25 protein-coding genes and 1 pseudogene are annotated in these 22,890 nt (G+C 66.0%); 16 read left to right on the forward strand and 10 right to left on the reverse strand.

Annotated elements, in window-relative coordinates:
- The first annotated feature begins 178 nt into the window (after nucleotides 1-178).
- Both E0T84_RS30335 and E0T84_RS30340 read left to right on the forward strand, forming a co-directional pair.
- Nucleotides 179-1,183 carry a hypothetical protein gene (locus E0T84_RS30335; RefSeq protein WP_138746315.1) on the forward strand — a complete coding sequence of 335 codons (1,005 nt, stop codon included), beginning with the start codon at nucleotides 179-181 and terminating at the stop codon, nucleotides 1,181-1,183.
- Nucleotides 1,173-1,808: a hypothetical protein gene (locus tag E0T84_RS30340; RefSeq protein WP_138746316.1), complete on the forward strand. Its 636-nt coding sequence runs from the start codon at nucleotides 1,173-1,175 to the stop codon at nucleotides 1,806-1,808. The genes E0T84_RS30335 and E0T84_RS30340 overlap by 11 nt, the downstream gene beginning before the upstream one ends.
- Nucleotides 1,809-1,866: 58 nt before the next feature.
- Here E0T84_RS30340 and E0T84_RS30345 read toward each other — a convergent pair whose 3' ends face one another.
- Complete coding sequence (locus E0T84_RS30345; protein ID WP_138746317.1) at nucleotides 1,867-2,946, reverse strand: dihydrodipicolinate reductase; 1,080 nt, start codon at nucleotides 2,944-2,946, stop codon at nucleotides 1,867-1,869.
- The gene (locus E0T84_RS30350) at nucleotides 2,943-3,968 is read right to left on the reverse strand and encodes a Rieske 2Fe-2S domain-containing protein (protein ID WP_138746318.1); all 1,026 of its coding nucleotides are present in this window, start codon (nucleotides 3,966-3,968) and stop codon (nucleotides 2,943-2,945) included. The genes E0T84_RS30345 and E0T84_RS30350 overlap by 4 nt, the downstream gene beginning before the upstream one ends.
- Before the next feature lie 70 nt (nucleotides 3,969-4,038).
- Between E0T84_RS30350 and E0T84_RS30355 the strand changes: the two genes are divergently transcribed.
- The 4 genes from E0T84_RS30355 to E0T84_RS30370 are packed head-to-tail and all read left to right on the forward strand — an operon-like array spanning nucleotide 4,039 to nucleotide 7,176.
- On the forward strand, nucleotides 4,039-4,683 hold the full coding sequence (locus tag E0T84_RS30355) for a TetR/AcrR family transcriptional regulator (RefSeq protein WP_070185551.1): 645 nt from the start codon (nucleotides 4,039-4,041) through the stop codon (nucleotides 4,681-4,683).
- Between the two features lie 59 nt (nucleotides 4,684-4,742).
- Nucleotides 4,743-5,609 carry a trehalose monomycolate transport factor TtfA gene (ttfA, locus tag E0T84_RS30360; RefSeq protein WP_070185552.1) on the forward strand — a complete coding sequence of 289 codons (867 nt, stop codon included), beginning with the start codon at nucleotides 4,743-4,745 and terminating at the stop codon, nucleotides 5,607-5,609.
- Between the two features lie 30 nt (nucleotides 5,610-5,639).
- The gene (locus E0T84_RS30365) at nucleotides 5,640-6,530 is read left to right on the forward strand and encodes a hypothetical protein (protein WP_138746319.1); all 891 of its coding nucleotides are present in this window, start codon (nucleotides 5,640-5,642) and stop codon (nucleotides 6,528-6,530) included.
- Complete coding sequence (locus E0T84_RS30370) at nucleotides 6,523-7,176, forward strand: RNA methyltransferase (RefSeq protein WP_138746320.1); 654 nt, start codon at nucleotides 6,523-6,525, stop codon at nucleotides 7,174-7,176. Before E0T84_RS30365 ends, E0T84_RS30370 begins: the two co-directional genes overlap by 8 nt.
- Here E0T84_RS30370 and cynS read toward each other — a convergent pair whose 3' ends face one another.
- Together cynS and E0T84_RS30380 are read right to left on the reverse strand one after the other, a co-directional pair.
- The gene (gene cynS, locus E0T84_RS30375) at nucleotides 7,177-7,647 is read right to left on the reverse strand and encodes a cyanase (RefSeq protein ID WP_070185555.1); all 471 of its coding nucleotides are present in this window, start codon (nucleotides 7,645-7,647) and stop codon (nucleotides 7,177-7,179) included.
- Nucleotides 7,648-7,769: 122 nt separating this feature from the next.
- A pseudogene (locus tag E0T84_RS30380) lies at nucleotides 7,770-8,590 on the reverse strand (LysR substrate-binding domain-containing protein).
- A 157-nt stretch (nucleotides 8,591-8,747) separates the two neighbouring features.
- Here E0T84_RS30380 and E0T84_RS30385 point away from each other — a divergent pair.
- Genes E0T84_RS30385 through E0T84_RS30395 form a run of 3 tightly spaced genes read left to right on the forward strand, consistent with a single transcriptional unit; the run spans nucleotide 8,748 to nucleotide 11,951 of the window.
- On the forward strand, nucleotides 8,748-9,848 hold the full coding sequence (locus tag E0T84_RS30385) for a glycoside hydrolase family 76 protein (protein WP_070947209.1): 1,101 nt from the start codon (nucleotides 8,748-8,750) through the stop codon (nucleotides 9,846-9,848).
- Between the two features lie 55 nt (nucleotides 9,849-9,903).
- Entirely contained in the window at nucleotides 9,904-11,055 is a 1,152-nt protein-coding gene (locus E0T84_RS30390; RefSeq protein WP_138746321.1) for an XdhC/CoxI family protein, read from the forward strand.
- Nucleotides 11,052-11,951 carry an LLM class F420-dependent oxidoreductase gene (locus E0T84_RS30395; RefSeq protein WP_110764925.1) on the forward strand — a complete coding sequence of 300 codons (900 nt, stop codon included), beginning with the start codon at nucleotides 11,052-11,054 and terminating at the stop codon, nucleotides 11,949-11,951. The genes E0T84_RS30390 and E0T84_RS30395 overlap by 4 nt, the downstream gene beginning before the upstream one ends.
- Here the strand turns inward: E0T84_RS30395 and E0T84_RS30400 are convergent.
- The gene (locus E0T84_RS30400) at nucleotides 11,948-12,643 is read right to left on the reverse strand and encodes a DedA family protein (protein ID WP_070185560.1); all 696 of its coding nucleotides are present in this window, start codon (nucleotides 12,641-12,643) and stop codon (nucleotides 11,948-11,950) included. The two genes, E0T84_RS30395 and E0T84_RS30400, sit on opposite strands and share 4 nt — an antisense overlap.
- A 74-nt stretch (nucleotides 12,644-12,717) precedes the next feature.
- Here E0T84_RS30400 and fbaA point away from each other — a divergent pair, with 74 nt between their 5' ends.
- Both fbaA and E0T84_RS30410 read left to right on the forward strand, forming a co-directional pair.
- The gene (gene fbaA, locus E0T84_RS30405; RefSeq protein ID WP_138746322.1) at nucleotides 12,718-13,755 is read left to right on the forward strand and encodes a class II fructose-bisphosphate aldolase; all 1,038 of its coding nucleotides are present in this window, start codon (nucleotides 12,718-12,720) and stop codon (nucleotides 13,753-13,755) included.
- A gap of 251 nt (nucleotides 13,756-14,006) precedes the next feature.
- Entirely contained in the window at nucleotides 14,007-15,197 is a 1,191-nt protein-coding gene (locus E0T84_RS30410; RefSeq protein WP_070185561.1) for an NAD(P)-binding protein, read from the forward strand.
- A 106-nt stretch (nucleotides 15,198-15,303) separates the two neighbouring features.
- On the opposite strand, the gene E0T84_RS30415 is transcribed toward E0T84_RS30410, so the two are convergent.
- Nucleotides 15,304-16,059 (reverse strand): DUF4878 domain-containing protein, encoded by a 756-nt coding sequence (locus E0T84_RS30415; protein ID WP_138746323.1) that lies wholly within the window; start codon nucleotides 16,057-16,059, stop codon nucleotides 15,304-15,306.
- Nucleotides 16,060-16,123: 64 nt separating this feature from the next.
- Here E0T84_RS30415 and E0T84_RS30420 point away from each other — a divergent pair, with 64 nt between their 5' ends.
- Nucleotides 16,124-16,540 carry a DUF3151 domain-containing protein gene (locus tag E0T84_RS30420; RefSeq protein WP_070185563.1) on the forward strand — a complete coding sequence of 139 codons (417 nt, stop codon included), beginning with the start codon at nucleotides 16,124-16,126 and terminating at the stop codon, nucleotides 16,538-16,540.
- Between the two features lie 5 nt (nucleotides 16,541-16,545).
- Here the strand turns inward: E0T84_RS30420 and E0T84_RS30425 are convergent, their stop codons facing one another.
- The 3 genes from E0T84_RS30425 to E0T84_RS30435 form a co-directional block, all read right to left on the reverse strand.
- Nucleotides 16,546-17,442, reverse strand: coding sequence for a cation diffusion facilitator family transporter (locus tag E0T84_RS30425; protein WP_070185564.1), 897 nt, complete (start codon nucleotides 17,440-17,442; stop codon nucleotides 16,546-16,548).
- Between the two features lie 64 nt (nucleotides 17,443-17,506).
- A complete protein-coding gene (locus E0T84_RS30430) occupies nucleotides 17,507-18,286 on the reverse strand; it encodes a site-2 protease family protein (RefSeq protein ID WP_138746324.1) in 780 nt (259 codons plus the stop codon).
- A gap of 29 nt (nucleotides 18,287-18,315) precedes the next feature.
- Complete coding sequence (locus E0T84_RS30435; protein WP_138746325.1) at nucleotides 18,316-18,897, reverse strand: hypothetical protein; 582 nt, start codon at nucleotides 18,895-18,897, stop codon at nucleotides 18,316-18,318.
- Nucleotides 18,898-19,002: 105 nt separating this feature from the next.
- Between E0T84_RS30435 and E0T84_RS30440 the strand changes: the two genes are divergently transcribed.
- Nucleotides 19,003-20,298, forward strand: coding sequence for an adenylosuccinate synthase (locus E0T84_RS30440; protein ID WP_070185567.1), 1,296 nt, complete (start codon nucleotides 19,003-19,005; stop codon nucleotides 20,296-20,298).
- On the forward strand, nucleotides 20,295-20,918 hold the full coding sequence (locus E0T84_RS30445) for a PaaI family thioesterase (protein ID WP_070185568.1): 624 nt from the start codon (nucleotides 20,295-20,297) through the stop codon (nucleotides 20,916-20,918). The genes E0T84_RS30440 and E0T84_RS30445 overlap by 4 nt, the downstream gene beginning before the upstream one ends.
- Nucleotides 20,919-20,921: 3 nt before the next feature.
- On the opposite strand, the gene E0T84_RS30450 is transcribed toward E0T84_RS30445, so the two are convergent.
- A complete protein-coding gene (locus E0T84_RS30450) occupies nucleotides 20,922-21,668 on the reverse strand; it encodes an SDR family NAD(P)-dependent oxidoreductase (protein ID WP_138746326.1) in 747 nt (248 codons plus the stop codon).
- A gap of 86 nt (nucleotides 21,669-21,754) precedes the next feature.
- Between E0T84_RS30450 and E0T84_RS30455 the strand changes: the two genes are divergently transcribed.
- Both E0T84_RS30455 and E0T84_RS30460 read left to right on the forward strand, forming a co-directional pair.
- Entirely contained in the window at nucleotides 21,755-22,402 is a 648-nt protein-coding gene (locus E0T84_RS30455) for a hypothetical protein (protein WP_070185580.1), read from the forward strand.
- Between the two features lie 124 nt (nucleotides 22,403-22,526).
- Nucleotides 22,527-22,890: DUF222 domain-containing protein (locus E0T84_RS30460; protein WP_138746327.1), on the forward strand; the 364-nt coding region annotated here is incomplete at its 3' end.

Consider the following 22,890-nt stretch of genomic DNA (forward strand, 5'->3'; position numbering starts at 1 on the left):
GCGTCAAACGCCGCATCGCCCGCCGGGTCTACCAAGCACTACACCAAGACGCGCCCCGCAACGACCACCAAAACCCGGTCAAGCCGCCACAATCAGTGGCGGCTTGACATAGGAGCTATTGCTCGCGCTACGTGCGAATCCAGAGTTTCGGCACTGGCGGGTACTTATGATGTACGGCGTGGCAGACATCGACGTGGCGATATTCACTTTCACTGCCACAGAGGACCGAGCCGTTCGAACTCTCCTTGAACGGCTCACCGAAGGCCCACCCGATGCCCCACGGTGGGATGCGGTCTACGGACGGCTGGAAGTCATGACCACGCTGCAGGACGGCCGAGTTGCCCGGGTTCGGCACAGACATCTGAATGTGCAAGGCAACGTCACTGCGGCGAGGGAACTCGTAAGGGAGGCGATAGATCACTCCGAGGCTGACTACTACGTCTTCTACGGCTGCTGCGGCGCGCTGAACGGCTCACACGTCGGGCAGGTTTACCGAGTTTCCCGCGTTTCGTACCTGTCGCTGGGAAGCGTCAGGCCAGCAACAGGCGAGGACCCGTTAGACTCCTCTACGAACGAGACGGTCCCGTCGACCTCCAACGCGATGGACACGGCTGCTACGGCGGACGGTGCTCCGGTCAATGATTCAGACGGCGATCAAATCGAGGACGTCGCTTCTGTCCGTGAAGTTGTCAAGCTCAAGAACAAGTGGATCGTGCACACTGCGGATTCTGTGCAGGCGCCGCTTGGCTCTATCGCGCTACCGTCTGGGTCAGCGACCGCGCCCGGCCGCCTGAGATTGCTGACAATCCCCGATGCTTACGTGCTTGCCACCGACAAGGTGATCACGGTTCCACCCGCGCCCAATGCGCCACCGCCGGCCAACCGGGACCACACTGGGACGCCGTTTTTCGAGGAGGAGGAATGGACGTACGGTGAGGCGCTGGCACACTGCGCGACCTACTTGCCAGATCCCGTTCTGATCGACATGGAGACGTACGGGCTCGCGTCGGCGCTCGACACCTTGAGATTAGGGTGGCGGGTCCTGGTGCTACGAGTGGTCACAGATGCGTTAACAAATAAGAACGAACAGGGCGATGACCAGCAGCAGGACCTTTTGATGGCCCGTCTACCCGTGCTGGCCGACGCCCTGGCGACTATCATCGGAATCACCGATGGCAGCTGACAGCGCACTGGACGCCCAAGTGCTCCGGCTACAGGCCGGAAAAACTTGCGAGCCGAGCACGGACCCGGGCTCGGCGGCTTGGTCGTGGGTCATGCTGCCGATCGCGTCGATGGTTGCAGCGATGTACGACGAGCAACTCGATCGACTCAACCGGTTCTCTTTGCCTTTGTTACCCCCGCATACGTCAAGCAGGCGGGCGAGTGCGACGAGAACAGCACATTATTTCCTCGAGCAGCTCCGTTCGGATTACCGGCGCGTCGCAACACCCAGCGTCGACCTTGAAGACTATGACAAATGCCGTCTATCGGAGGATTGGCAGGTAGCGCTGAACAAGGCCGGTATCAGTAACCGGTCAGTGGCGGTATTTGCCGTCGGACAATATCTTGCCTCAGATCGCACACAGCCTATCGCGACCGCGCTGAAAACCTGGACTGACGGCACAGGGCCGAACACCGAGGCGGCGTTCGCCCGCCTTTTCGGGGACGTTGTGGGTCCGTTAGTGCAGCTGGCACTCACCTTCGACGACCATCCCGAGAAGCTCCCGTCTTGGGCGAACAAGGTAGGTTCCGAATGGTGCTCCGAATTCCTGGTGGCCGGCGCCAAAGAACTGCGAGGCTCACGCTGACGGGCGCCTGCAGATCATTCGGAGGCCTGCAACTGCCTCGTCGCAGCCAGGGTTCGCGCTAAAGAGCGAACCGGCCAGCGAAGCCGCGCAGCGGCACGTCGGCGCTCGTCAGCAGCCCCGGCGGGGCCTTGATCACCGAGGCGATGGCGTTGAGGGCGGGCAGCCCGGTCACCGTCATGCCGATCGAGGCGAACGAGTCCGGGTCGGACAGATCCACGCCGGGTTTCGGGAAGATCATGTGCTTGTTGTAGACGCACGGATCGCCCTTGATCTGAGTGATGTAGCAGCCCTTGATATCCCAGCTGGGATCGGTGTGCGGGGTCATCTGCCATTCCAGGTGGGTCTCGACGCGTGGCACACCGTCGACCAGGCCCTGGTACTTGATGTAGTTGCCGCCCAACGATCCCTTGGGCAGCGTGTACCAACCCAGGTCGACGTCTTTGGTGCAGGCACCGAGCTCATAGCTGAACTTGACCTCGTCGAGCTCCAACCCGAAGCAGTCGGCCATCATCAGGACGCTGTCGGCGAACACCCGGGTGTACTTCTCCAACTTCGACGGGATCGACGGATCGTCGACAGGCATGCCGTAGCCGACCTCGATCCAGGTGTCCTTGCTGTGATGGCATGAGACGTCGACGGATTCGATGGTGGTGACGTTCTCGATCTCGGCGACATCGGCCGAACACACCACGCCCAGGATCTGGTTGACGCCGGGGTTCATGCCGGTGCCGTAGAACGTCGACCCACCTTTCTCGCATGCCTCGGCCAGCAGTTGTGACACCGGCTTGCCGGACGGGTGGGGATGGTTGGTGTCGCGGTGCCAGCCGGTGATCCAGTCGGCGGTGGTGACGATATTGATACCGGCCTCAAGCACTTTCACGTAGAGGTCCTCGTCAGGGAATACGCCGTGAAAGGTCAGGACGTCGGGACGCGCCGCGATGATCTCGTCGACAGAGCCCGTCGCGGTCACTCCGATCGGATCGATCCCGGCGATCTCACCGGCGTCGCGACCCACCTTTTCCGCTGTGTAGCAATGCAATCCGATGAGCTCCAGGTCGGGGCGCTTGCCGATGCGCTTGATCATCTCGGTGCCGACGTTGCCGGTGGCCACCTGGAATACACGGATCTTTTCGGTCATACGGTGTCTGCCTCTCGTGCCAGGTCCGCGGCACTACCGCCGAGACCGTCCGGATAGAACTGCATGGCCCACTTGCGGATTGCGGTGAAGCCCTCGTACTCGGCGGTCGCCAGCGCCGGGGGATCGGAATAGCGCTGGTGCGACCAGATGTGGATGTCCTGGGTGAACTGGCGGATCACCTCATCACCGAATTCTTCTGCCCGCTGGGCGGCACGAGGGCTGTCCTTGCCGGGGGTTCGGCCGATGTAGACCATGAACCGAACGTCGGAGGTGGACTCGTCGACGGGGGTGACCGCTGAGATGGCGCGGTTGTCGATCATGCCCCAGCTCTTGGTCACGGCGATGCCCAGACCGCCGTTGATCGCCTCGACGCCGCTGCTCACATCGTCGATCGACTGTTGATCGTCGCCCTCGAAGGTGATGGTGAAGTCGACGTAGGAGATGGGTGCGGCGAAGTCGTGGCGGGTGAACACGGGCACGATCGGGGTCTGGTGCACGAACTTGAAGTGCGCGAAGTCGACGCCGTTCTCCAGGACGTACTGCGGATGCAGCTCGAGTCCTTCACGGAACAGCCGCTGCTGGGGGTAGTAGTCGGCGGCGCTGCTGCCGTCGGCGAACGACGCGAACACGTCCGGGGCGTCGAAGAACGGCTCCCGCCCTTCGGTGTCGTGCCAGATGTAGATGGCCTCGTTGCGCTCCACCACCGGGTAGGTGCGCATGCGGCGTCCGCGGTTGGGCCGGTCCTGGTATGGGATGCAGACGTTGCGGCCCTCGGCGTTCCATTGCCAGCCGTGGAACGGGCATTGGATGACCTCGCCGACCACGTGGCCGCCGAACCCCAGGTGAGCGCCGAGGTGTTCGCAGAAGGCGTTCATGACAGTCACCTGCCCGGATTCCGAGCGCCAGGCGACCATCTCCTCGCCGAAGTACTTCATGGCGTGCACGGCCCCGGCGTCGACTTGGTCCGACCAGGCGACTTGGAACCAACCTGTCGGCTTCATCGACAACGGAGGTTTGGCCATGACGCGAATGGTAGGAGGTTCTGTGAAAGTTTGGAAGAGGGTTCTGTGAAAACGGGGTAGCCTGTCGAAGATGACCGACGCCGACGTCGTTGCGCGCCGCACCAACCGGCGCGGGGAAGCCACCCGGGAGAGCATGCTGGAGGCCGCGCGCAAGGCCCTGGCCACCGGCGACCCGGGTGCGGTCTCGGCCAACCGGATCGCCAAGGACATAGGCGCGACCTGGGGCGCCGTGAAATACCAGTTCGGTGACATCGATGGGTTCTGGGCCGCCGTCCTGCAACGCACCGCCGAGCGCCGCGCCGGCATGCTGAGCCACCACGACAACACTGCGCCGTTGCGTCAGCGCGTCGCAGGCATCATCGACCTGCTTTACGACGGATTGACCGCCAGCGACTCCCGGGCGATCGAGAACCTGCGTGCGGCGCTGCCGCGGGACCATGCCGAGCTCGAACGGCTCTATCCGAAGACCGCGGCCGAGCTGTCGTCATGGGGGCAGAGCTGGCTGCAAACCTGCCAGCAAGCCTTCGCCGACCTTGACGTCGACCCCGAGCGGGTCCGTGAGGTTGCCTCCTTCATCCCCGGGGCGATGCGCGGCATCACCTCCGAGCGGCAACTCGGTACGTATACCGACCTCGACGTGGCCCGGCGCGGACTCACGAATGCGATCGTCACGTACCTCGAAGCACCTCGGTCACGGCGCTCTGATCACCAGTGATCGGGTTGTGACCTCACAAGGCTGGGGCATTCCGGCGGTCAACAAGTAGGCTATGCCCGATGGTCCCGCTCTGGTTCACGCTGTCCGCACTCTGTTTCGTGGGTGCGGCGGTGCTGCTGTACGTCGACATCGACCGTCGACGTGGGTTGGGACGGCGCCGCAAGTCGTGGGCGAAGTCGCATGGCTTCGATTACGAGCACGAGTCGAACGAGATCCTCAAGCGCTGGAAGCGCGGGGTGATGTCGACCGTCGGTGACGTCACGGCCAAGAACGTCGTACTCGGCCAGATCCGTGGCGAGGCGGTGTTCATCTTCGACATCGAAGAGGTGGCGACAGTGATCGCGCTGCACCGCAAGGTCGGCACGAACGTCGTCGTCGATCTGCGATTGAAGGGCATCAAGGAGCCCCGCGAGAGCGATATCTGGCTGCTCGGCGCGATCGGCCCGCGGATGGTGTACTCCACCAACCTCGACGCCGCTCGCCGCGCCTGCGACCGCCGGATGGTCACGTTCGCCCACACCGCGCCCGACTGCGCCGAGATCATGTGGAACGAGCAGAACTGGACGCTCGTCAGCATGCCGGTCACGAGCACCCGCGCCCAATGGGACGAGGGGCTGCGTACCGTGCGCCAGTTCAACGATCTGCTCCGAGTGCTGCCGCCGCTTCCGCAGAACGGTGTGGCGCCGCAGTCGGGTCAGGGCAGCCAAGCTGCGCTGGCGCGTCGCGCGGGTTCGCCCAGCCGTCCGTTGGCCCCGACCCCGGCCGGGCGTCGGGAGCTACCTCCGGGCCGGGCCGACGCGGCCCCCGGACGTGGTGACATCAGCCGCTACACGCAGCCGCGCCAGGAGCCCGGCCGTCCGGACGCGATTCGTCGGACTCCGCCACCGGCACGCAACGGGCGTCACGCCCCGCACTACCAGCGCTAGCGGGCGCAACAGAACTTGGGTGCTGTAGCAGTGCGTGCGCTGATCGCCGCGGTGATGGCGGTATTTCTCGCCGTCACCGCGGGCTGCACATCCGATCAACCGGCGCGCACATATGAAGCGTCGACAGCTGTGTTCGGTGATTCGCTGGACATTCTCGGCTGGCATCTGAAGCTGTCGGATCTGCGGTTCGACTCCGAACGTGTGCTGGTCGACGTCGAGGGCTCTGCCTCGGGCGACACCCATGCCAAACCCGAGGACATCCGGTTCGGCCTGTACGGCGCGCTGGCGCATCCGATCGAGGCCGATGCGCTGCACGGCTGTGACGGCATCGCCGACTTGGGGCTGCGGCCGCTGTCTGCGCCCGCGCCTGACAAGCTCAGCGGCACAGTATGTTTGGGACCGCAGCGGGACCAGAGTCAGGTTCGCGGGGTGTATGTGTACTCGCCGCGTGAGCGCATTGCCGGCACCACCATCGCCTACCCGGCCGCTTTCCCGGTGGGGGTGCTGCCCACGAACGTCAACGATGCGGGCGTCACCATGAGGTCCACCAGCGTCGACGCGTTCAGTGCCGATGGAGGGCAACTCGCCCCGGCGGCGATGGGCGACCCCACCGCCTTCAACGGCAAGGGGTACATGCTTCTTGGTCTCCAGATCGACGGTGCGGCAAAGCGTTACGCAGACGATGCGGCGGAGCGCGGCGGTCCGCTGATGGTGGTGGCCGGCCCGTCGCTGCCGCCGCCCGGACTCAGCCGCGCCTGCTCGGCATACGGCTCGTCGGTGCTGATCCTGCCGGAGGCCTCACGTGACGCCGTCAACGTTCGGGCCTCGCTGTGTACGCAGGGAGAGATGACCGCTGCCCTGTTGTATGCCTCGGTTTCGGTGATCGGCACCCACGCTGCCCTGTGGACCACCGGTGGCTGAGGCCGTCGGCCCCACCGAGTGGGGACAGTCCCCGGGAGTGGGACCGTGGGAGGGGCCGTTGCCCGACGGAGACGACGCCGCACGGTATGACGCCGAGCTGCTGAGCGCCGGGGACACCCGCAATGTCGTTGACGCCTACCGGTATTGGACCAGGGAGGCGATCATCGCCGATATCGATCGCCGGCGGCATCCGCTGCACATCGCGATCGAGAATTTCGGCAACGATGCCAACATCGGTGCGGTGGTACGTGCCGCGAACGCCTTCGCCGTCGACACCGTGCACATCGTCGGGCGGCGCCGGTGGAACCGGCGGGGCGCGATGGTGACCGACCGCTACCAACGGCTGTACCATCACGACACCACCGCCGAACTTCTGTCCTTCGCCGCTGACGCCGGCTTGACCGTGGTCGCGGTGGACAACGTGCCCGGCGCCGTGCGGCTCGAACAGACCGAGCTACCTCGCGACTGCCTGATGATCTTCGGCCAGGAAGGCCCGGGCATCACGCCGGAGGCCCAGGCCGGGGCGGCCGTCACGGTTTCCATCGCGCAGTTCGGCTCGACCCGCAGTATCAATGCCGGAGTCGCGGCGGGAATAGCGATGCACGCGTGGATCACTCGTCACGCAGATTTCTCGCAGGCCTGGTGATCAAAAAGGCTTCGTCGGAAGGTATTTGCCGTCGAGTGTGATGACGGCACGCTCTCCGCCTTCTGGGTCGGCGACCTTGCGCACATCGAGTTTGAAGTTGATCGCGCTGATGATGCCGTCTCCGAACTGCTCGTGGATCAAGGCTTTGAGCGTGGTGCCGTAGACCTGCAGCATCTCGTAGAAGCGGTAGATGGTGGGGTCGGTGGGGACTCCGCCGGGGATCGAACCGCGGGTCGGGACGGTCTGGAGCAGCAGCGCATCGTCGTCGTCGAGGCCGAGCAGCGCGGCGACTGCCACGGCCGACTGCGCGGGTAGCGCGTGCTGGCCCAGCACGGCAGCCGTCACGAACGCCGGCGAAAGCTCGGCCGCGTCGGCGATCTGCTGCCAGGTGAGATCCTTGCGGGTCTTGGCCTCTACCGCCGCGGCGGCGAGGGCCTGGCGGGCAGTCGGGTCAAATTGGGCGTGCACCATTCGGGGTCCTTTGCGTGGGGGTTGGCCGTATCGGTTCGCTCGACCGGGGATATGACAACCACCCTGCCCCGCTGGGGCTATAGCGTCCAATACTTAGTTGCCATCAAAGTCATAGTCAGTGCCTATCGATTTTCGAAGGCTGAGGAATGGCGCTTGGCTGTCGTCATGAAGGCTCGCGCGGCGGCGGTCTGATATCCGGCCGCCCGGTGCAGAAGCACGACCTCGCGTGATGGCAGCGGCGGAGCCGGCAGCATCGGATGCAGATCGGCGTGAACCCGGGTGATCGCGTCGGGAAGCACTGTCGCCAGTGATCCGAGGCGGACGAACTCGAGCAGAGCGCTGATGGAATTCGCCTCAATCGCGATGTGGGGCGTGACCTCGTGGGCGGCGAAATAATCGTCGATGTAGCCGCGGGTTGCGAAATCTCGGCTCAGCAGTGCCAGTGGCTGAGCGTCTCGGAGAACAGGGCCGACGCGGTGACCCCGGCGGCGTGCCGGCCGGCGAACGCGATGCCCAGGTCGATGCGGTCGGCGAGCAGGTCGGCTTCGATCAGGTCTTGAGTGGTCTCGATGACCGCCAGACTGACACCGGGGTGGTGAGCGTGGAACTCGCGCACCAGCGGACCGATCAGATAGGCGGTGATGGTCGGCGTCATCGCTATCCGCAGGTGTCCGCGACTCAGATCCTGGACATCGTGGACGGCCCGTGCGGCGGCATCGAGACCCTGCATGGCCAGTCGGGCGTGCCCGGCGTATGCCGCACCGGCGTCGGTGAGGCGGACGGTGCGCCCGGAGCGGTCCAGCAGTGGTGCGCCGACCTCGCGTTCGAGCTGTCTGATCTGCTGCGACAGTGTCGGTTGCGATACGTGCAGGGCCTCGGCCGCCCGGGTGAAGTTGCCGTGGTCGGCGACCGCGAGCAGATAGCGGAGGTGGCGCAGCTCCATGGCCCCCAATGTATAGACGGTGGCTATCAATCAAGCGAAAATCTGACTTCGGCTCTATGGCGCGGGGCGGGTGGCAACGGCGCGCTTTTGGACCGGCACCCGGACATCACTTCGCCATGCCGCCAATTCGAAGGCCTGGTAAGGCAGGATCGGGAGCATGGATCAGCTATGGGCTAACCGTGCGGCCAGCGCCGAAGCTGCTATCAACCAACGGCACCTGAAGAAGCTCTGGGGCCTGCCGGGCACTCAACTCGGGGTGGTGGCCTGGCCATCGACCGGCAAGTACCGCAAGTTCGGAACCTGGCATTACTGGTGGCAGGCGCACCTTTTGGACACTCTGGTCGACGCGCAGGTGCGCGATCCCCAGCCGGAGCGCCAAACCCGAATCGAGCGCCAGATCCGTGGGCACTGGTTGCGCAACAACCTGTCGTGGACCAACAGCTATTACGACGACATGGCCTGGTTGGCGCTGGCGCTCGAACGGGCCGGGCGACTGGTCGGAGTCGAGAAATCTCGCGCGCTCAAGAAATTGTGTGCACAGTTCGTCGATGCCTGGGTGCCCGAGGACGGCGGCGGGATTCCGTGGCGCAAACAAGACCAGTTCTTCAATGCCCCGGCCAACGGCCCGGCCGGCATTTTCCTGGCCCGGTACGACGACCGGCTGCGCCGAGCCCAGCAGATGGCCGACTGGATCGATGACACCCTGATCGACCCCGAAACCCACCTGGTGTTCGACGGCATCAAGGCCGGCTCGATGGTGCGGGCGCAGTACACCTACTGCCAGGGCGTGGTTCTCGGGTTGGAGGTTGAACTGGCGGTCCGTACCGACGACACCCGCCACGCCGAGCGGGTACGCCGTCTGGTGGCCGCGGTCGACAAGGAGATGTCCACCGACGGTGTGATCAAAGGCGCCGGCGGTGGTGACGGTGGGTTGTTCAACGGCATCACGGCGCGGTACCTGGCGCTGGTGGCGAACACCTTGCCGGGGGACACGGCCGATGACCAGGCCGCGCGTGAGACGGCGCGCTCGCTTGTGCTCAAGTCCGCGCAGGCGGCCTGGGACAACCGCCAGACCGTGGACGGATTGCCGCTGTTCGCGGCGTTCTGGGACCGGACCGCCGAGGTGCCCGGTGCCGGAGGCCAGCAAGCGCAGTTCGTCGACGGTGCGGTGAGCGCATCGGCGATCCCCGAACGTGACCTGTCGGTTCAGGTTTCGGGCTGGATGTTGATGGAAGCCGCACACACCCTGGCCGAGTGACGGCGGCGACGGCCCCGTACTGAGCGGACGCTCAGCGGGGGCTAGGTTAGGCATCGTGAGAGATGTGCTCGCCGAGCTGCTGGCCGTCTGGCGCGCCGGCGGCACCGCGGGCATGGCGACGGTGGTGCGCACGTTCCGTTCCGCGCCGCGACCGGCCGGGGCAGCGATGGTGGTGGCCCCCGACGGCACAGTGACCGGTTCGGTGTCGGGCGGCTGTGTCGAAGGTGCCGTATACGAACTGGCCGCCGAGGTGGTCGCCGCCGGCACGCCGGTGCTGCAGCGTTACGGGGTCAGCGACGACGATGCCTTCGCCGTGGGTCTGACCTGTGGCGGTGTGCTCGACGTGTATGTCGAGCCCGTGTCCCGGCGCACGTTCCCGGAACTGGAGGCGCTCGTCGGCGACATCGAGGCCCATCAACCCGCCGCTACCGCGACCGTCATCGCACATCCCGATCCGACATGGCTCGGACGCCGGTTGGTCATCCGGTCCGGTGAGGTGACCGGCACCCTCGGCTCGGCCCGCGCGGACGGGGCGGTCACCGACGATGCTTGCGGCCTGCTCGACACCGGACGCAGTGGGGTGCTGACGTTGGGCCCCGACGGGGAGCGCCGCGGTGAGGGCATGGAGGTGTTCGTCGCGAGTTTCGCACCGCGGCCCCGGATGCTGGTGTTCGGTGCGATCGACTTCGCGGCCGCCGTGGCCCGGCAGGGGTCATTGCTCGGTTACCGGGTCACGGTGTGCGACGCACGTCCCGTTTTTGCCACTGCTGCCCGGTTCCCGACCGCCGACGAAGTCGTCGTCGACTGGCCCAACCGGTACCTGGCCGCGCAAGCCGGCGCGGGAGCCGTCGACGGCCGTACCGTCATCTGCCTGCTCACCCACGATCCGAAGTTCGACGTGCCGTTGCTTGAGGTGGCGTTGCGGCTGCCGGCGATCGGCTACATCGGTGCGATGGGGTCGCGGCGCACACACGACGACCGGCTGGCCCGGCTGAGGGAGGCCGGTCTGACCGAGGGTGAACTCGCAAGGTTGTCCAGCCCCATCGGCTTGGATCTGGGCGCCAGGACACCGGAGGAAACCGCGGTGTCCATCGCCGCGGAAATCATCGCCCAACGGTGGGGCGGCACCGGCAAGCCGCTCACCGAGACCGGTGGACGCATACATCACGAGCACAACGAACCGAGTGAATTGAGGAGTGGTCAGTGACACGAGCCAAGATCGATTTTCCCAGCCGAATCGGTGTGTGGTGGGCCAGCGACACCTGGTCCATGCCGGACGCGCAGGAGGTGGCGCGGGAGATCGAGTCCCTCGGATTCGGCTCGCTGTTCCTGCCGGAGGTGGTCGGCAAGGAGGCCCTGACCCAGTCGGCGGCGTTCCTGGCCGCCACGGAGCGTCTCGTCGTCGGCACGGGTATCGCCAACATTCACGTCCGGGTGCCCTCGGCCGCAGAATCCGGAGCGCGGACTTTGACCGCGCTGTATCCGGGACGGTTCGTGCTCGGCCTGGGCGTCAGCCACGGGCCTCTGGTGGAACACGGCCTCGGCGGAACGTATGCCAAGCCGCTGGCCACGATGCGCACCTATCTCGAGCGGATGGCCGCGGTGCCCGAGCAGATCGAACCGGGCGTCGGGCGTCCGCCCCGACTGCTGGCAGCTCTCGGCCCGAAGATGATCGAGCTGTCGGGCACGCACGCCGACGGCGCCCACCCCTATTTGGTCACGCCCGAGCACACCGCGACGACGCGCGAGATCCTGGGACAGGATCGCTGGGTGGTGTCCGAGCAGGCAGTGGCCATCGGCGGTGACGACGCCGACCAGCTGGCGCGGGCGCACAAGCACCTCGAGGTCTACAGCGGGCTGCCGAACTACCGGAACTCATGGCTGCGACAGGGTTTCGACGAATCCGACCTGGTGCGCGGCGGATCGGATCGGCTGGCCCGCGGCCTGGTCGGGATGGGTTCAGCCGAGCAGGCGGCCGCGACGATCACCGCGCACCTCGATGCCGGCGCTGATCACGTCGTCGTGCAGGCATTGGGGGAGAGCCCGACGGCTGACCCCCGGCCGGCGCTACGTGAGCTCGCAGCCGCGCTGAGCCTCGGCTAGGCCTGAGGGGCGGCGGCCTTCTTCGCGGCCCGGCGGCGCTTGAGCCATTCGATGAACATCGGCGCCACCGAGGCCACGACGATCAGGATGAAGATCGGTTCGAGCAGTTTCTGGATGATCTCGAACTGGCCCAGCGAGTAGCCGAGCATTACGAGGCCGACGCCCCACACGATCGCCCCCAGCACGTTGAACGTGGTGAACACCGAGTAGCGCATCTTCGCCGCGCCGGCGACGATGGGCGCCAAGGTGCGCACGATCGGCACGAAACGGGCGATCACGATCGCAAACGGCCCGCGCTGCTCGAAGAACGTGTGGGCCTCGTCGAGGTATTTCTGCTTCAGCACCCGGGCGTCGGGTTTGAACATCTCGACGCCGATGAACCGACCGATGAGGTAGCCGACCTGGCCGCCGAGGATCGCCGCCACCGGGATGAACACCAGCAACTGCCAGAGGGCGAAGTTGGCGTCCACCGCCGTCCCCTGGGCGGCCGTGCCCGCGGCGAGCATGCCCGCGACGAACAGCAGCGAGTCGCCGGGCAGTACCGGGAACAGCACCCCGGACTCGACGAAGACGACCACCAGGATGCCCACCAGGGCCCAGGTGCCGAAGGATCCGATGAGGTGCAGCGGATCCATGAAATCCGGCATGAGCGCCAGATTGGTCGTAGCCTCAGGGAGGGCGGTGTCGATCACGACTCCCAAGGGTACCTGGGCCCCACCAGCGGTCTTCACCTGCGATAACTCGCGTCCAGATGGAAGGACAAGCCATGCCGATCGCCACGCCTGAGGTCTATGCCGAGATGCTGGGCCGGGCCAAGGAGCATTCCTTCGCGTTCCCGGCCATCAACTGCACATCGTCGGAGACGATCAACGCCGCCATCAAGGGCTTTGCCGATGCAGGCAGCGACGGCATCATCCAGTTCTCCACCGGCGGGGCCGAGTTCGGCTCCGGGCTCGGCGTCAAGGACATGGTGACCGGAGCGGTCGCGTTGGCCGAGTTCGCCCATGTGATTGCCGAGAGGTACCCGATCACGGTGGCCCTGCACACCGACCACTGCCCGAAGGACAAGCTGGACACCTATGTACGGCCGCTGCTGGCCATCTCGGCCGAGCGGGTTGCCGCGGGCCGCAACCCGCTGTTCCAGTCGCACATGTGGGACGGTTCGGCTGTCCCGATCGACGAGAACCTGACCATTGCACAGGAGCTACTGAAGCTGGCGGCAGCAGCCAAGATCGTTCTCGAGGTCGAGATCGGCGTGGTCGGCGGTGAGGAGGATGGGGTCGAGGCCGAGATCAACGAGAAGCTCTACACCTCGTCGGAGGATTTCGAGAAGACCATCGACGCGTTGGGCGCCGGTGAGCAGGGTGCCTACCTGCTGGCTGCGACATTCGGCAACGTGCACGGCGTCTACAAGCCGGGCAACGTGGTGCTCAAGCCCGAGGTGTTGGCCGAGGGGCAGCGGGTCGCCGCGGCCAAACTCGGATTGCCCAGCGATGCAAAGCCTTTCGATTTCGTCTTCCACGGCGGGTCGGGTTCGCTGAAGTCCGAGATCGAAGATGCTCTCAAGTACGGCGTGGTGAAGATGAACGTCGACACCGACACCCAGTACGCCTTTACCCGCCCGCTGGCCGCGCACATGTTCACCAATTACGACGGCGTACTCAAAGTCGACGGCGAGGTGGGCAACAAGAAGGTCTACGACCCGCGCAGCTACCTCAAGAAGGGCGAGGCGTCGATGGCCGAGCGCGTCGTCGAGGCCTGCAACGACCTGCACAGCGCCGGGCGCAGCGTCACCGGTGCCTAGCCAGCTGGGCGGCAGCGGAGCCACTGCCCACCTCCACGCGGCGACCGACGCGCACACCCGCTGGCGCACGTTGCCTACGTTTGCCGTGATCTGAAACCCACAAAATCGGGGATCTTCGACTGTCATCAACGCGAGTCGAGTGCACCTCGGGCCCCGAACTGGTACCCGAAATCGCCGTAAATGTGGCGCCCTTCCGGGGCTCAGCCCGGCACTAACGTCAAGGCGATCACAGCATCTGGGAGGCAAACACCATGAATAACACCAATCTCACCGTCATCGGAGGCGGGTTGGCCGGGTTGACCGCCGCCATCGCCGCGGCCGAATCCGGTGCTCCGGTGCGCCTGTACGAGGCGCACACCACCGTCGGTGGGCGTGGCCGAGCTACGCCGGCGCCATACGTTGCCCACGAAGGTGCACATGTCTTCTACGCCGACGGCCCGCACTACGCGTGGCTGAAGAAGCGCGGATTCGTCAGCGGGTTGGGCTGGCCGGGTGCTCGCGACGCGGTACGTTTGCTGCAGTTCCGGGTCGACGGGCGCATCCGCCCCCTGCCTCCGCTGCGGATGTTGGGCGCGCAGACCCGCAGGTGGCTGAAAGCCCCTGTCGACCAGGACTTTCACAGTTGGGCGTCGGATCATTGGGGTGAGGTGTCGGCGTCGAGGATGGCTAACGCCATCAGCGTGGTGACCTATGACGCGAACACGGGGGGCTTGTCGGCCGCCTTCGTGTGGGAACTGTTTCAGCGTGTCCTCGGCCCGAATGTGCCAGCGATTCGCTGGGTGCGTGGCGGCTGGCAGACCGTGATCGACCGGATGGCAGCACGAGCCCGTGAGTTGGGCGTCGTCATCGAAACTGGCTCCAGGGTCAGCGATCTCCCGTCCGATGGCCCGGTGATCGTGGCTACCGAGCTGGCGGCCGCACGCACGTTGCTGCGCGATGACACGCTGTGCTGGCGCAGCGGGCACGCGGCATTGCTGGACATCGCCGTCACGCCGCGCCGCGGTGATCGGAATCTGGTGTTCGACCTCGACGAGGGCGGGTTCCACGAGAGTTACTCGATGCAAGACGCCAGCACCGCACCGGCCGGCGAAGCTCTCTATCAGCTCCAGATGCCCGTGCGGGACACGGAATCGCATGCTGACGCGCACCGGCGGCTCGCCGGACTGGCTGACGTTGCTCTGCCGGATTGGCGTAGCCGCACCACATTCGAGCGCACTGCAGTTGCCCAGGGCCGCACCGGAGCCCTCGATCTGCCCGGTGAGACGTGGCGGGACCGGCCGGCGATCGATCGCGGTGATGGCGTGTACCTGGTGGGCGATATGGTCGCGGCACCCGGTATGCGCGGCGAGATTTCGATCAACAGCGCCGTACAGGCAGCCGCCGCGGCAGTACATGCGCTGGAATCGGTCAAAACCGTTCGCCACAACGGGAGTCGAACATAACCGGTCCAGGCGAGACCCCTGGGATCCGCAAGCTTCCTGAATTCGGGCTGGTCGTCGTATTGCGCCAGCAGCAGAGCTTGGGCCCTCGCAGCTTCACGCGATCAGGTTAACCGGTGGGCGCTTGGCAGATCTTCCACTGATTGTCGCGGAACTGGAGGTCGAAGCTGCGGGTCGAGCGGGTTTGCGGGGCGAACGCCATGAAGCTGGTGACGTTGGCCTCGGCGTGGTCGCCGTTGACGATCACCTGGTCGATGCTGGCCACCACGGGGTACTGCTTGGCCGCCGCCACTCGGGCGTGAGTTTCGTCCCAGGCCTTCTGGTCGTATTTGACGTAGTTGTCGCTGGTGGTGCCGCAGGTGATCGACCGGAGGGTGGCCAGGTCTCCGCGTTGGATCGCCGAGTCGAAGTTCTGGATCGTGTCGCGCACGTCGTCCTCCTGGGAGGCGCCCGGCGAGGATTCGCGGGTCAGCAGGACGGTGCCGAGCACCGCGATCGCCACCAGTGCGGCGATCACCAGCACGACCGCGACCACCCACCCCCAGCTGCGGCGGGTGGCAGGCTGCGGTGCCTGATCGGCTTCCTCGCGCGGCGGGATGACCTGCGGGGCGGCGCCTTTCGTAACCTCGGCAGCGACGGTATCGCTGTCGTCGGGTGGCGCGAAGATCTCGGTCTCCGGGTCGGGAGGCGTGTCGATCTTCCGGGTGGACTCGTCATATCCGGAAGGCGCGGTGAAACGTCGCTCTTCGCTGCGCGCCACGGCCTCGGTGACCTCGTCGGCTGAGCCGATGATCTCAGTGGCCGGATCGGTCACATCCGGCATCCGTTCGGTGCGGCCCTCGTCAGGTTCCGTTGGGTTCGACATCCCTGTTGCGGTCCTCCCGTACGTCGGTACCGGTGGAGCTTATCGGTCGGTGCACAATAGGCCCATGACACGGATGGGTGATTTGTTGGGGCCGGATCCGGTGCTCCTTCCGGGGGACCCCGAGGCCGAGGACGAATTGGCTGCGGGTGAGAAGGCTGCCGTGGTGGCCGCCGCCCACCCGTCGGCGTCGATCGCATGGGCTGTGCTGGCCGAGAAGGCGCTCGCCGATGACAAGGCCGTCACCGCGTATGCGTATGCGCGCACCGGTTATCACCGCGGGCTGGATCAGTTGCGGCGCAACGGCTGGAAGGGTTTCGGGCCGGTGCCGTTCGCCCACGAGCCGAACCAGGGATTCCTCCGGTGTGTGGCTGCGCTGGCGCAGGCTGCCGACGACATCGGAGAGACCGACGAGTTCCAGCGGTGCCTCGATCTGCTCGACGACTGTGATCCGTCCGCGCGCGGCGAGCTCGGCCTGGCCTGAGAGCCCTAGTCTTTCGCCTCGCACGAGCAGTCGTCGGCGGAGTCGGGCGGCTCCACCTGCACGGTGGCGTGGGCCAGGCCGCGCGCGTTCAGTACCGCTCGGGCGTCGTCGAGCACCCGGGCGGTGTCGGCACTGCTGGTCAGGTGCGCGGTGACCATGTCCTTGCCGGGAACCAGCGTCCACACGTGCAGGTCGTGCACGCCGGTCACGCCGTCCACAGATTCGAGCGCTGCCCGCAGTTCGTTCACGTCGATGTGCTGCGGGGATGATTCGCTGAGAATCCGCAGCGCGGCGCGGGCCAATGCGATGGCCCGGGGCAACACCCACAGGGCGACGAGGACCGCGACCACGACGTCGGCGTACGGCCAGCCGGTGGTGACGGTGACGATGCCGGCGATCAGCACGCCGATGCTGCCGACGGTGTCGGCCATGACCTCCATGTAGGCGCCCTTGACGGCCAGACTGTCCTTGGACTGCGACCGCAGCAGCATCACGACGACGGCGTTGGCGGCCAGGCCGGCGAGCGCCACCACGATCATGGGTACGCCGGGGACTTCGGGCGCGTTGCCGAGGCGTTCGAAGGCCTCGTACAGGATGAAGACCGCCACACCCAGCAGCAGGGCGGCGTTGGCCACGGCGGTGAAGACCTCCGCCCGGTGCCAGCCGTAGGTGCGGGCCGGGGATGTACTGCCGCGCTTGGCGAGCAACACCGCGGTCAAGCCCATGAACATGGCGACCAGGTCGGTGAGCATGTGGCCGGCGTCGGCGAGCAGGGCGATCGAGTTGATCAGCAGCGCGGTGACCAGCTCAAGGACGAAGAACGCGCTGAGGATCGCCGCGGCGATGACCATCCTGCTGACGCGGGTATCGCTGCTGTGGCTGTGATCGTGGCCGGCACCCATGCCCGAAATATATGCGGAAGTACGCATATGTGGCAAGTGCGCTGACCTCGTCGCGCGGGGAAGTTCAGAGCCAGGCGGACCAGAATCGGGTCAGCTGGCTGCCGATCCTCACCAATTGGCCGGGCACGCCGGACAGGTCGACGAACCAGAACACCACCGAGAAGAACCAGCGGTTGAGCGTGGGTGTGAACAGCAGGATCAGCAGGATGAATAGGCCCCACTGCTTGGCTGGTTCCAGTGCCCGCTGGGTGTCGGGGCTCAAATGCGGCTCCAGTGCGCCGTAACCGTCCAGCCCGGGAACAGGTAGCAGATTCAGCACAAGTGCGGTGACCTGCAGGAATCCGAGGAAGGCCAGCCCGGACCAGAACACGCTGTGGGCCGGATCGAAGAAGATCCGCGTGATGCCGAGCAGTAGGACTGCCAGCACCAGGTTGGCCGCCGGACCAGCCAGGCTGACCAGGGTTTTCTGCCGGGCTGTCATCCAGGAGGTGCGGACATACACCGCCCCGCCGGGCAGCCCGATCCCGCCGAGCGCGATGACCAGCACCGGAAAACCCAGAGACAGCAGCGGATGGGAGTACTTGAACGGGTTCAGCGTCAGATACCCGCGGACCGCAACATCGTGGTCGCCGAATCGCCAGGCAGTGAAGGCGTGGCCGAACTCATGCAGGCACAGCGAGACCAGCCAGCCCGCGATGACCAGTATGAAGACGCCGACGTAGGACAGCGGCTTGACGTTGTCGGCGGCGAACCAGGCCACCGCCCCGCCCGCGGCGGTGAGCGCGACGACGGCCAGGAACACCGGGCTCGGCCGTACCGACTGATGCAGCGGGCGGATGTTCACGGTTCGACGCTACCGGCTGCGGGCCGGGCTCAGCCCACGCGCAGCCAACCCTCGGTGTGCCGGTAGAACGTCGAGCGTCGCACGGTCCGCGGCGCGGGCGCCCCGTCGCGGATCACCTGTGCACCCGGGCTGCCCAGCTGCGCGGCACGACCGGACACCCAGTGGCGCGGCCGGCCGCGGTCCGTCAACACGCTCGCACGCAGCCCCGGCATGTTCGACGTGGGCTCGATCCGGACGCCTGGCGCCTCTCCGTCGAACAGCACGACGTCGTCGACGATGGCCTCGCCCTGGAGTGCCGCGTCGTCTACCCCCCGCCACTGTGCGGCGCTGACCAGCACCGTTCCCGTTTCGTCGCGGATCAGTGGGACCCGCCGGGCCGGGGCGCGCAGTGCGCGGCGGGCCGACCATCCGCCGGTGACCGTGGCGACCTCGACGTCGAGCCGATCGGCGCGCAGCAACGCACTGAGCACGGCGGCGAGCTCGGCTTCACCGCCGGTCACGACCAGTCTGCGGTGGGTACCGAGGTCGTCGACATCAACTCTCGGCAGGTCGCGGAGCGGCCGGGGAACGCGCGCCGAGCCGACCACCGCAACCCCGTCTGAGGTGGTCAAAACTGCTCCTTGCGGTCAGACAAATGTGTTCCTGGCGTGTGCTGGGATAAGGTGGCCTACCGGCTGCATCACATTAGTGCGGAAGATAAGGCGGGAGATTACGCCATGCCGGCAATCGTCCTCATCGGCGCCCAATGGGGCGACGAGGGCAAAGGTAAAGCCACCGATCTGCTCGGTGGACGTGTGCAGTGGGTAGTTCGCTACCAGGGGGGTAACAACGCCGGGCATACCGTCGTGCTGCCCACCGGGGAGAACTTCGCACTGCACCTGATCCCGTCGGGCATCCTGACGCCGGGGGTCACCAACGTCATCGGCAACGGCGTGGTGGTCGATCCGGGTGTGCTGCTCACCGAGCTGTCGGGCTTGGAAGATCGCGGCGTCGACACCTCGGGCCTGCTGATCTCCGCCGACGCACATCTGCTGATGCCGTATCACGTGGCCATCGACAAGGTGGTCGAGCGCTACGCGGGCAGCAAGAAGATCGGCACCACCGGCCGCGGCATCGGCCCCTGCTACCAGGACAAGATCGCCCGGATCGGGATCCGGGTCGCCGACGTGCTCGATGAGCAGTTGCTGGCCGAAAAGATCGAGGGCGCACTGGAATTCAAAAATCAGGTGCTGGTCAAGATTTACAACCGCAAGGCGCTCGAGCCGGCCGAGGTGGTGGAGAACCTGCTAGCTCAGGCCGAGGGTTTCAAGCACCGCATCGCCGATGCCCGCCTGCTGCTCAACCAAGCCCTGGAAAGCGGCGAAACCGTGCTGTTGGAGGGCTCGCAGGGCACCCTGCTCGACGTCGACCACGGCACCTATCCGTTCGTCACCTCGTCGAACCCGACCGCGGGCGGCGCCGCTGTCGGTTCCGGGATCGGTCCGACGCGGATCACCACGGTGCTGGGAATCCTGAAGGCCTACACCACTCGGGTCGGGTCCGGCCCATTCCCGACCGAGCTGTTCGACGAGCACGGTGCCTACCTGGCCAAGACTGGCGGTGAGGTCGGTGTGACCACCGGCCGGGCCCGGCGCTGCGGCTGGTTCGACGCCGTGATCGCGCGGTACGCGACCCGGGTCAACGGCATCACCGACTACTTCCTGACCAAGCTCGACGTGCTGTCCAGCCTGGAAACCGTGCCGGTGTGCGTCGGCTACAAGGTCGACGGCAAGCGCACCAACGAGATGCCGATGACGCAGTCCGACATCCACCGGGCCGAGCCGATCTACGAAGAGCTGCCGGGCTGGTGGGAGGACATCTCCGGGGCGCGCGAGTTCTCCGATCTGCCTGCCAAGGCGCAAGATTATGTGCTGCGGATCGAAGAGCTTGCCGGAGCACATGTTTCGTGCATCGGTGTGGGTCCCGGACGTGAGCAGACCATTGTGCGACGCGACATCTTGGCCGCCAAGTGAGCGACGAACCATCGGTCTTCGAACAGCACGGCGGATTCCCGGTATTCAAGCCGGCCGATCCCGGGCCGGGGTTCGAACGTTTTCTCACCGCGATGCGCCGCGCGCAGGACCTCGCGGTGTCGGCCAACCCGGACGGCGACACCTGGGAGCAGGCCGCCGACCGCGCCGAGGCACTGGTCAAGCTGCTCGGCCCGTATGAGGCCCCCGAGGGCGTCGGCCCGGCCAACCGGGTGCCGTCGCTTCCGGGCGCGGGCAGCCTGTTGATGCCGCCGTGGACCGTGTCGAAGTTCGAGCCCGAGGGTGTCGAATTGAAGGTGGAGTTCAGCCGGTTCCACGTCGGCGGCAACTATGCGGTGCACGGCGGTGTGCTGCCGTTGCTGTTCGACTCGGTGTTCGGCATGGTGATCCACGCCGCGGGCCGACCCATCAGCCGCACGGCCTTCCTGCATGTGGACTACCGCAAGGTGACACCGATCGACACCGTGCTGACGGCACGTGGCTGGGTACGAGAGGCCGAGGGGCGCAAGGCATTTGTGAATGCCGAATTGCGAGATCCGGACGAGAACCTGCTCGCCGAGGCCAACGGTCTGATGCTCAGATTGTTGCCTGGCCAGCCCTGAACCTTAAATCGCGGTGCGTCCACCGTCGGCTGCCAGCACCGCGCCGTGGATGAAACTGGCGTCGTCGCTGACCAAAAACCCGATGGTTTTGGCGATCTCGGCGGGATCGGCAACACGTCGCGCCGGTGCCTGGGCGGCGAGCGCGGCCAGACGATCGGTGCCGTACTGAGCTGTCGTTCCCTCGGTTAGCGTCGGTCCCGGGGCGATGGCGTTGACGCGGACGCCCTTGGGTCCGTACTCGGCGGCCCAAGATTTGGTCAGCAGGTTCAACGCGGCCTTCGAAGAGGCATACACTGCCGAACCGGGCGCGCCGAACTGGGACACCATGGTGCTGACGTTGACGATCGCGCCGTCGCCGCGTGCGGCCATGGCTGGTGCTACCGCGCCGACGAGGAAGAACGGAATCTTCACGTTGAGGTGGTAGCAGTCGTCGAAGTCTTGTTCGGCGATGGCAGCGGTGGGTCCGAAGACTGCGATGGCGGCGTTGTTGATCAGGATGTCGATCTGGTCAGCCATTGACAGGGCGTCCCGTATCAAGGCATGAGCGCTGGCGGCGTCGGTCAGTGCCGCGCCGAGGAAGTCGGCGGTGCCACCGGCGGCACGGATCTCGGTCACCACTTGCGCTCCGCGGCCACGGTCTCGACCGCTCACCAGGACATGTGCACCGCGTTCGGCGAGAAGCGTTGCGGTGGCACGGCCGATGCCGCTCGTTGCTCCGGTGACCAACGCGGTTTTCCCGTCGAGTGACACCCGGTCATCCTAGGCGGCCGAATGTCAGCGCAGATGTGCGGCCGGAATGCCACGATGACCCTGTGGTCCAACAACATCTGCACCGCCTGTCCACGCCGCGGGCAGCTGCCTCGGCGGGCGTACTGTTCGCGGTGCTGTTCGGCGTGGCCCTGGTATTGATCCGCACGGCATTGCCCGAAGGAGCTGAGCCCGGTTCGCAATGGATCGACGGCGCGACCACTCGATTGCGGGTGGCTTCCGTGTTGATGCCGTTCGCCGGTATCGCGTTCCTGTGGTTCATCGGGGTGGTGCGCGACGGCTTCGGTCGCTACGAGGACCGGTTCTTCTCGTCGGTCTTCCTCGGCAGCGGAATCCTGTTCTTGGCGATGATGTTCGTGTCATCGGCTGTGGGCGCCGGGCTGATCGCCAGCCGGGCGGGGATTTCCGACGCCACTGCCTACAGCCATGTCGCCACGTTCGGGCAGATGGTGCTGATGGCGCTGAGCAAGACATACGGCGTTCGGATGGCCGCCGTGTTCATGATGTCGTTGGCGACGATCTGGTTGAAGACCGGATTGATGCCGCGCCCGCTCGTGTACACGACATACCTCGTCGCAGTGGGCCTTCTGGTGGCGGGCAATGTCAGCATGTGGATCGTTCTGGCTTTCCCGATCTGGGTGCTTGTGGTCAGCGTGCTGATCCTGGTCCGGGCCGGGGTGATCGACCTACACGGTGCGCGGGAGCATTCTGAGTAGTCCGGCTCGATTCATTCCGACGTGTCGGACGACGGGTCATCGCCAGCGGCGAACGGGCAAGACCATCGTCACCCGAAACCAGTTGTCAGAATCAATGTCGTACCGGGGTGGCATACTCGATCATATGTTCGAACGTTCCGCTGCCGACCTGATCGATGCGGTCAGCGCTGCGGCGCGGGCCGAGTCGGTGGCGATCGCGGGCCGGTTGGCCGCGATCGGGGAATTGGACACGCTACGCGAACAGGAGTTGGCCGAGTCGATTTTCTGGACCACCGATCCGTTTGAAGCGGTGGGGGCCGAGATTTCGGCGGCGATGCGGATCAGCCGCGGTCGGGCCGGCACCCAGATTCATCATGCCCGGGTGTTGCGGGACAAACTGCCTCAGGTGGCGGCGCGGTTCGCGGTCGGGGATATCGACTATCGGGTGGTGCGGATGCTGATCACCCGCACCGCCACCACCGACCCGGCGGTGTGGGAATCCTTGGATG

This window comes from Mycobacterium sp. DBP42, assembly GCF_005924235.1.
Taxonomy (GTDB): Bacteria; Actinomycetota; Actinomycetes; order Mycobacteriales; family Mycobacteriaceae; genus Mycobacterium; species Mycobacterium syngnathidarum.

Excerpts from the sequence above, each read along its gene's own strand:
- E0T84_RS30340 (WP_138746316.1), top strand. The coding sequence starts at position 1,173 with ATGGCAGCTGACAGCGCACTGGACGCCCAAGTGCTCCGGCTACAGGCC.
- E0T84_RS30345 (WP_138746317.1), bottom strand. The coding sequence starts at position 2,946 with ATGACCGAAAAGATCCGTGTATTCCAGGTGGCCACCGGCAACGTCGGC.
- E0T84_RS30350 (WP_138746318.1), bottom strand. The coding sequence starts at position 3,968 with ATGGCCAAACCTCCGTTGTCGATGAAGCCGACAGGTTGGTTCCAAGTC.
- E0T84_RS30355 (WP_070185551.1), top strand. The coding sequence starts at position 4,039 with ATGACCGACGCCGACGTCGTTGCGCGCCGCACCAACCGGCGCGGGGAA.
- ttfA (WP_070185552.1), top strand. The coding sequence starts at position 4,743 with ATGGTCCCGCTCTGGTTCACGCTGTCCGCACTCTGTTTCGTGGGTGCG.
- cynS (WP_070185555.1), bottom strand. The coding sequence starts at position 7,647 with ATGGTGCACGCCCAATTTGACCCGACTGCCCGCCAGGCCCTCGCCGCC.
- E0T84_RS30385 (WP_070947209.1), top strand. The coding sequence starts at position 8,748 with ATGGATCAGCTATGGGCTAACCGTGCGGCCAGCGCCGAAGCTGCTATC.
- fbaA (WP_138746322.1), top strand. The coding sequence starts at position 12,718 with ATGCCGATCGCCACGCCTGAGGTCTATGCCGAGATGCTGGGCCGGGCC.
- E0T84_RS30410 (WP_070185561.1), top strand. The coding sequence starts at position 14,007 with ATGAATAACACCAATCTCACCGTCATCGGAGGCGGGTTGGCCGGGTTG.
- E0T84_RS30415 (WP_138746323.1), bottom strand. The coding sequence starts at position 16,059 with ATGTCGAACCCAACGGAACCTGACGAGGGCCGCACCGAACGGATGCCG.
- E0T84_RS30420 (WP_070185563.1), top strand. The coding sequence starts at position 16,124 with ATGACACGGATGGGTGATTTGTTGGGGCCGGATCCGGTGCTCCTTCCG.
- E0T84_RS30425 (WP_070185564.1), bottom strand. The coding sequence starts at position 17,442 with ATGGGTGCCGGCCACGATCACAGCCACAGCAGCGATACCCGCGTCAGC.
- E0T84_RS30440 (WP_070185567.1), top strand. The coding sequence starts at position 19,003 with ATGCCGGCAATCGTCCTCATCGGCGCCCAATGGGGCGACGAGGGCAAA.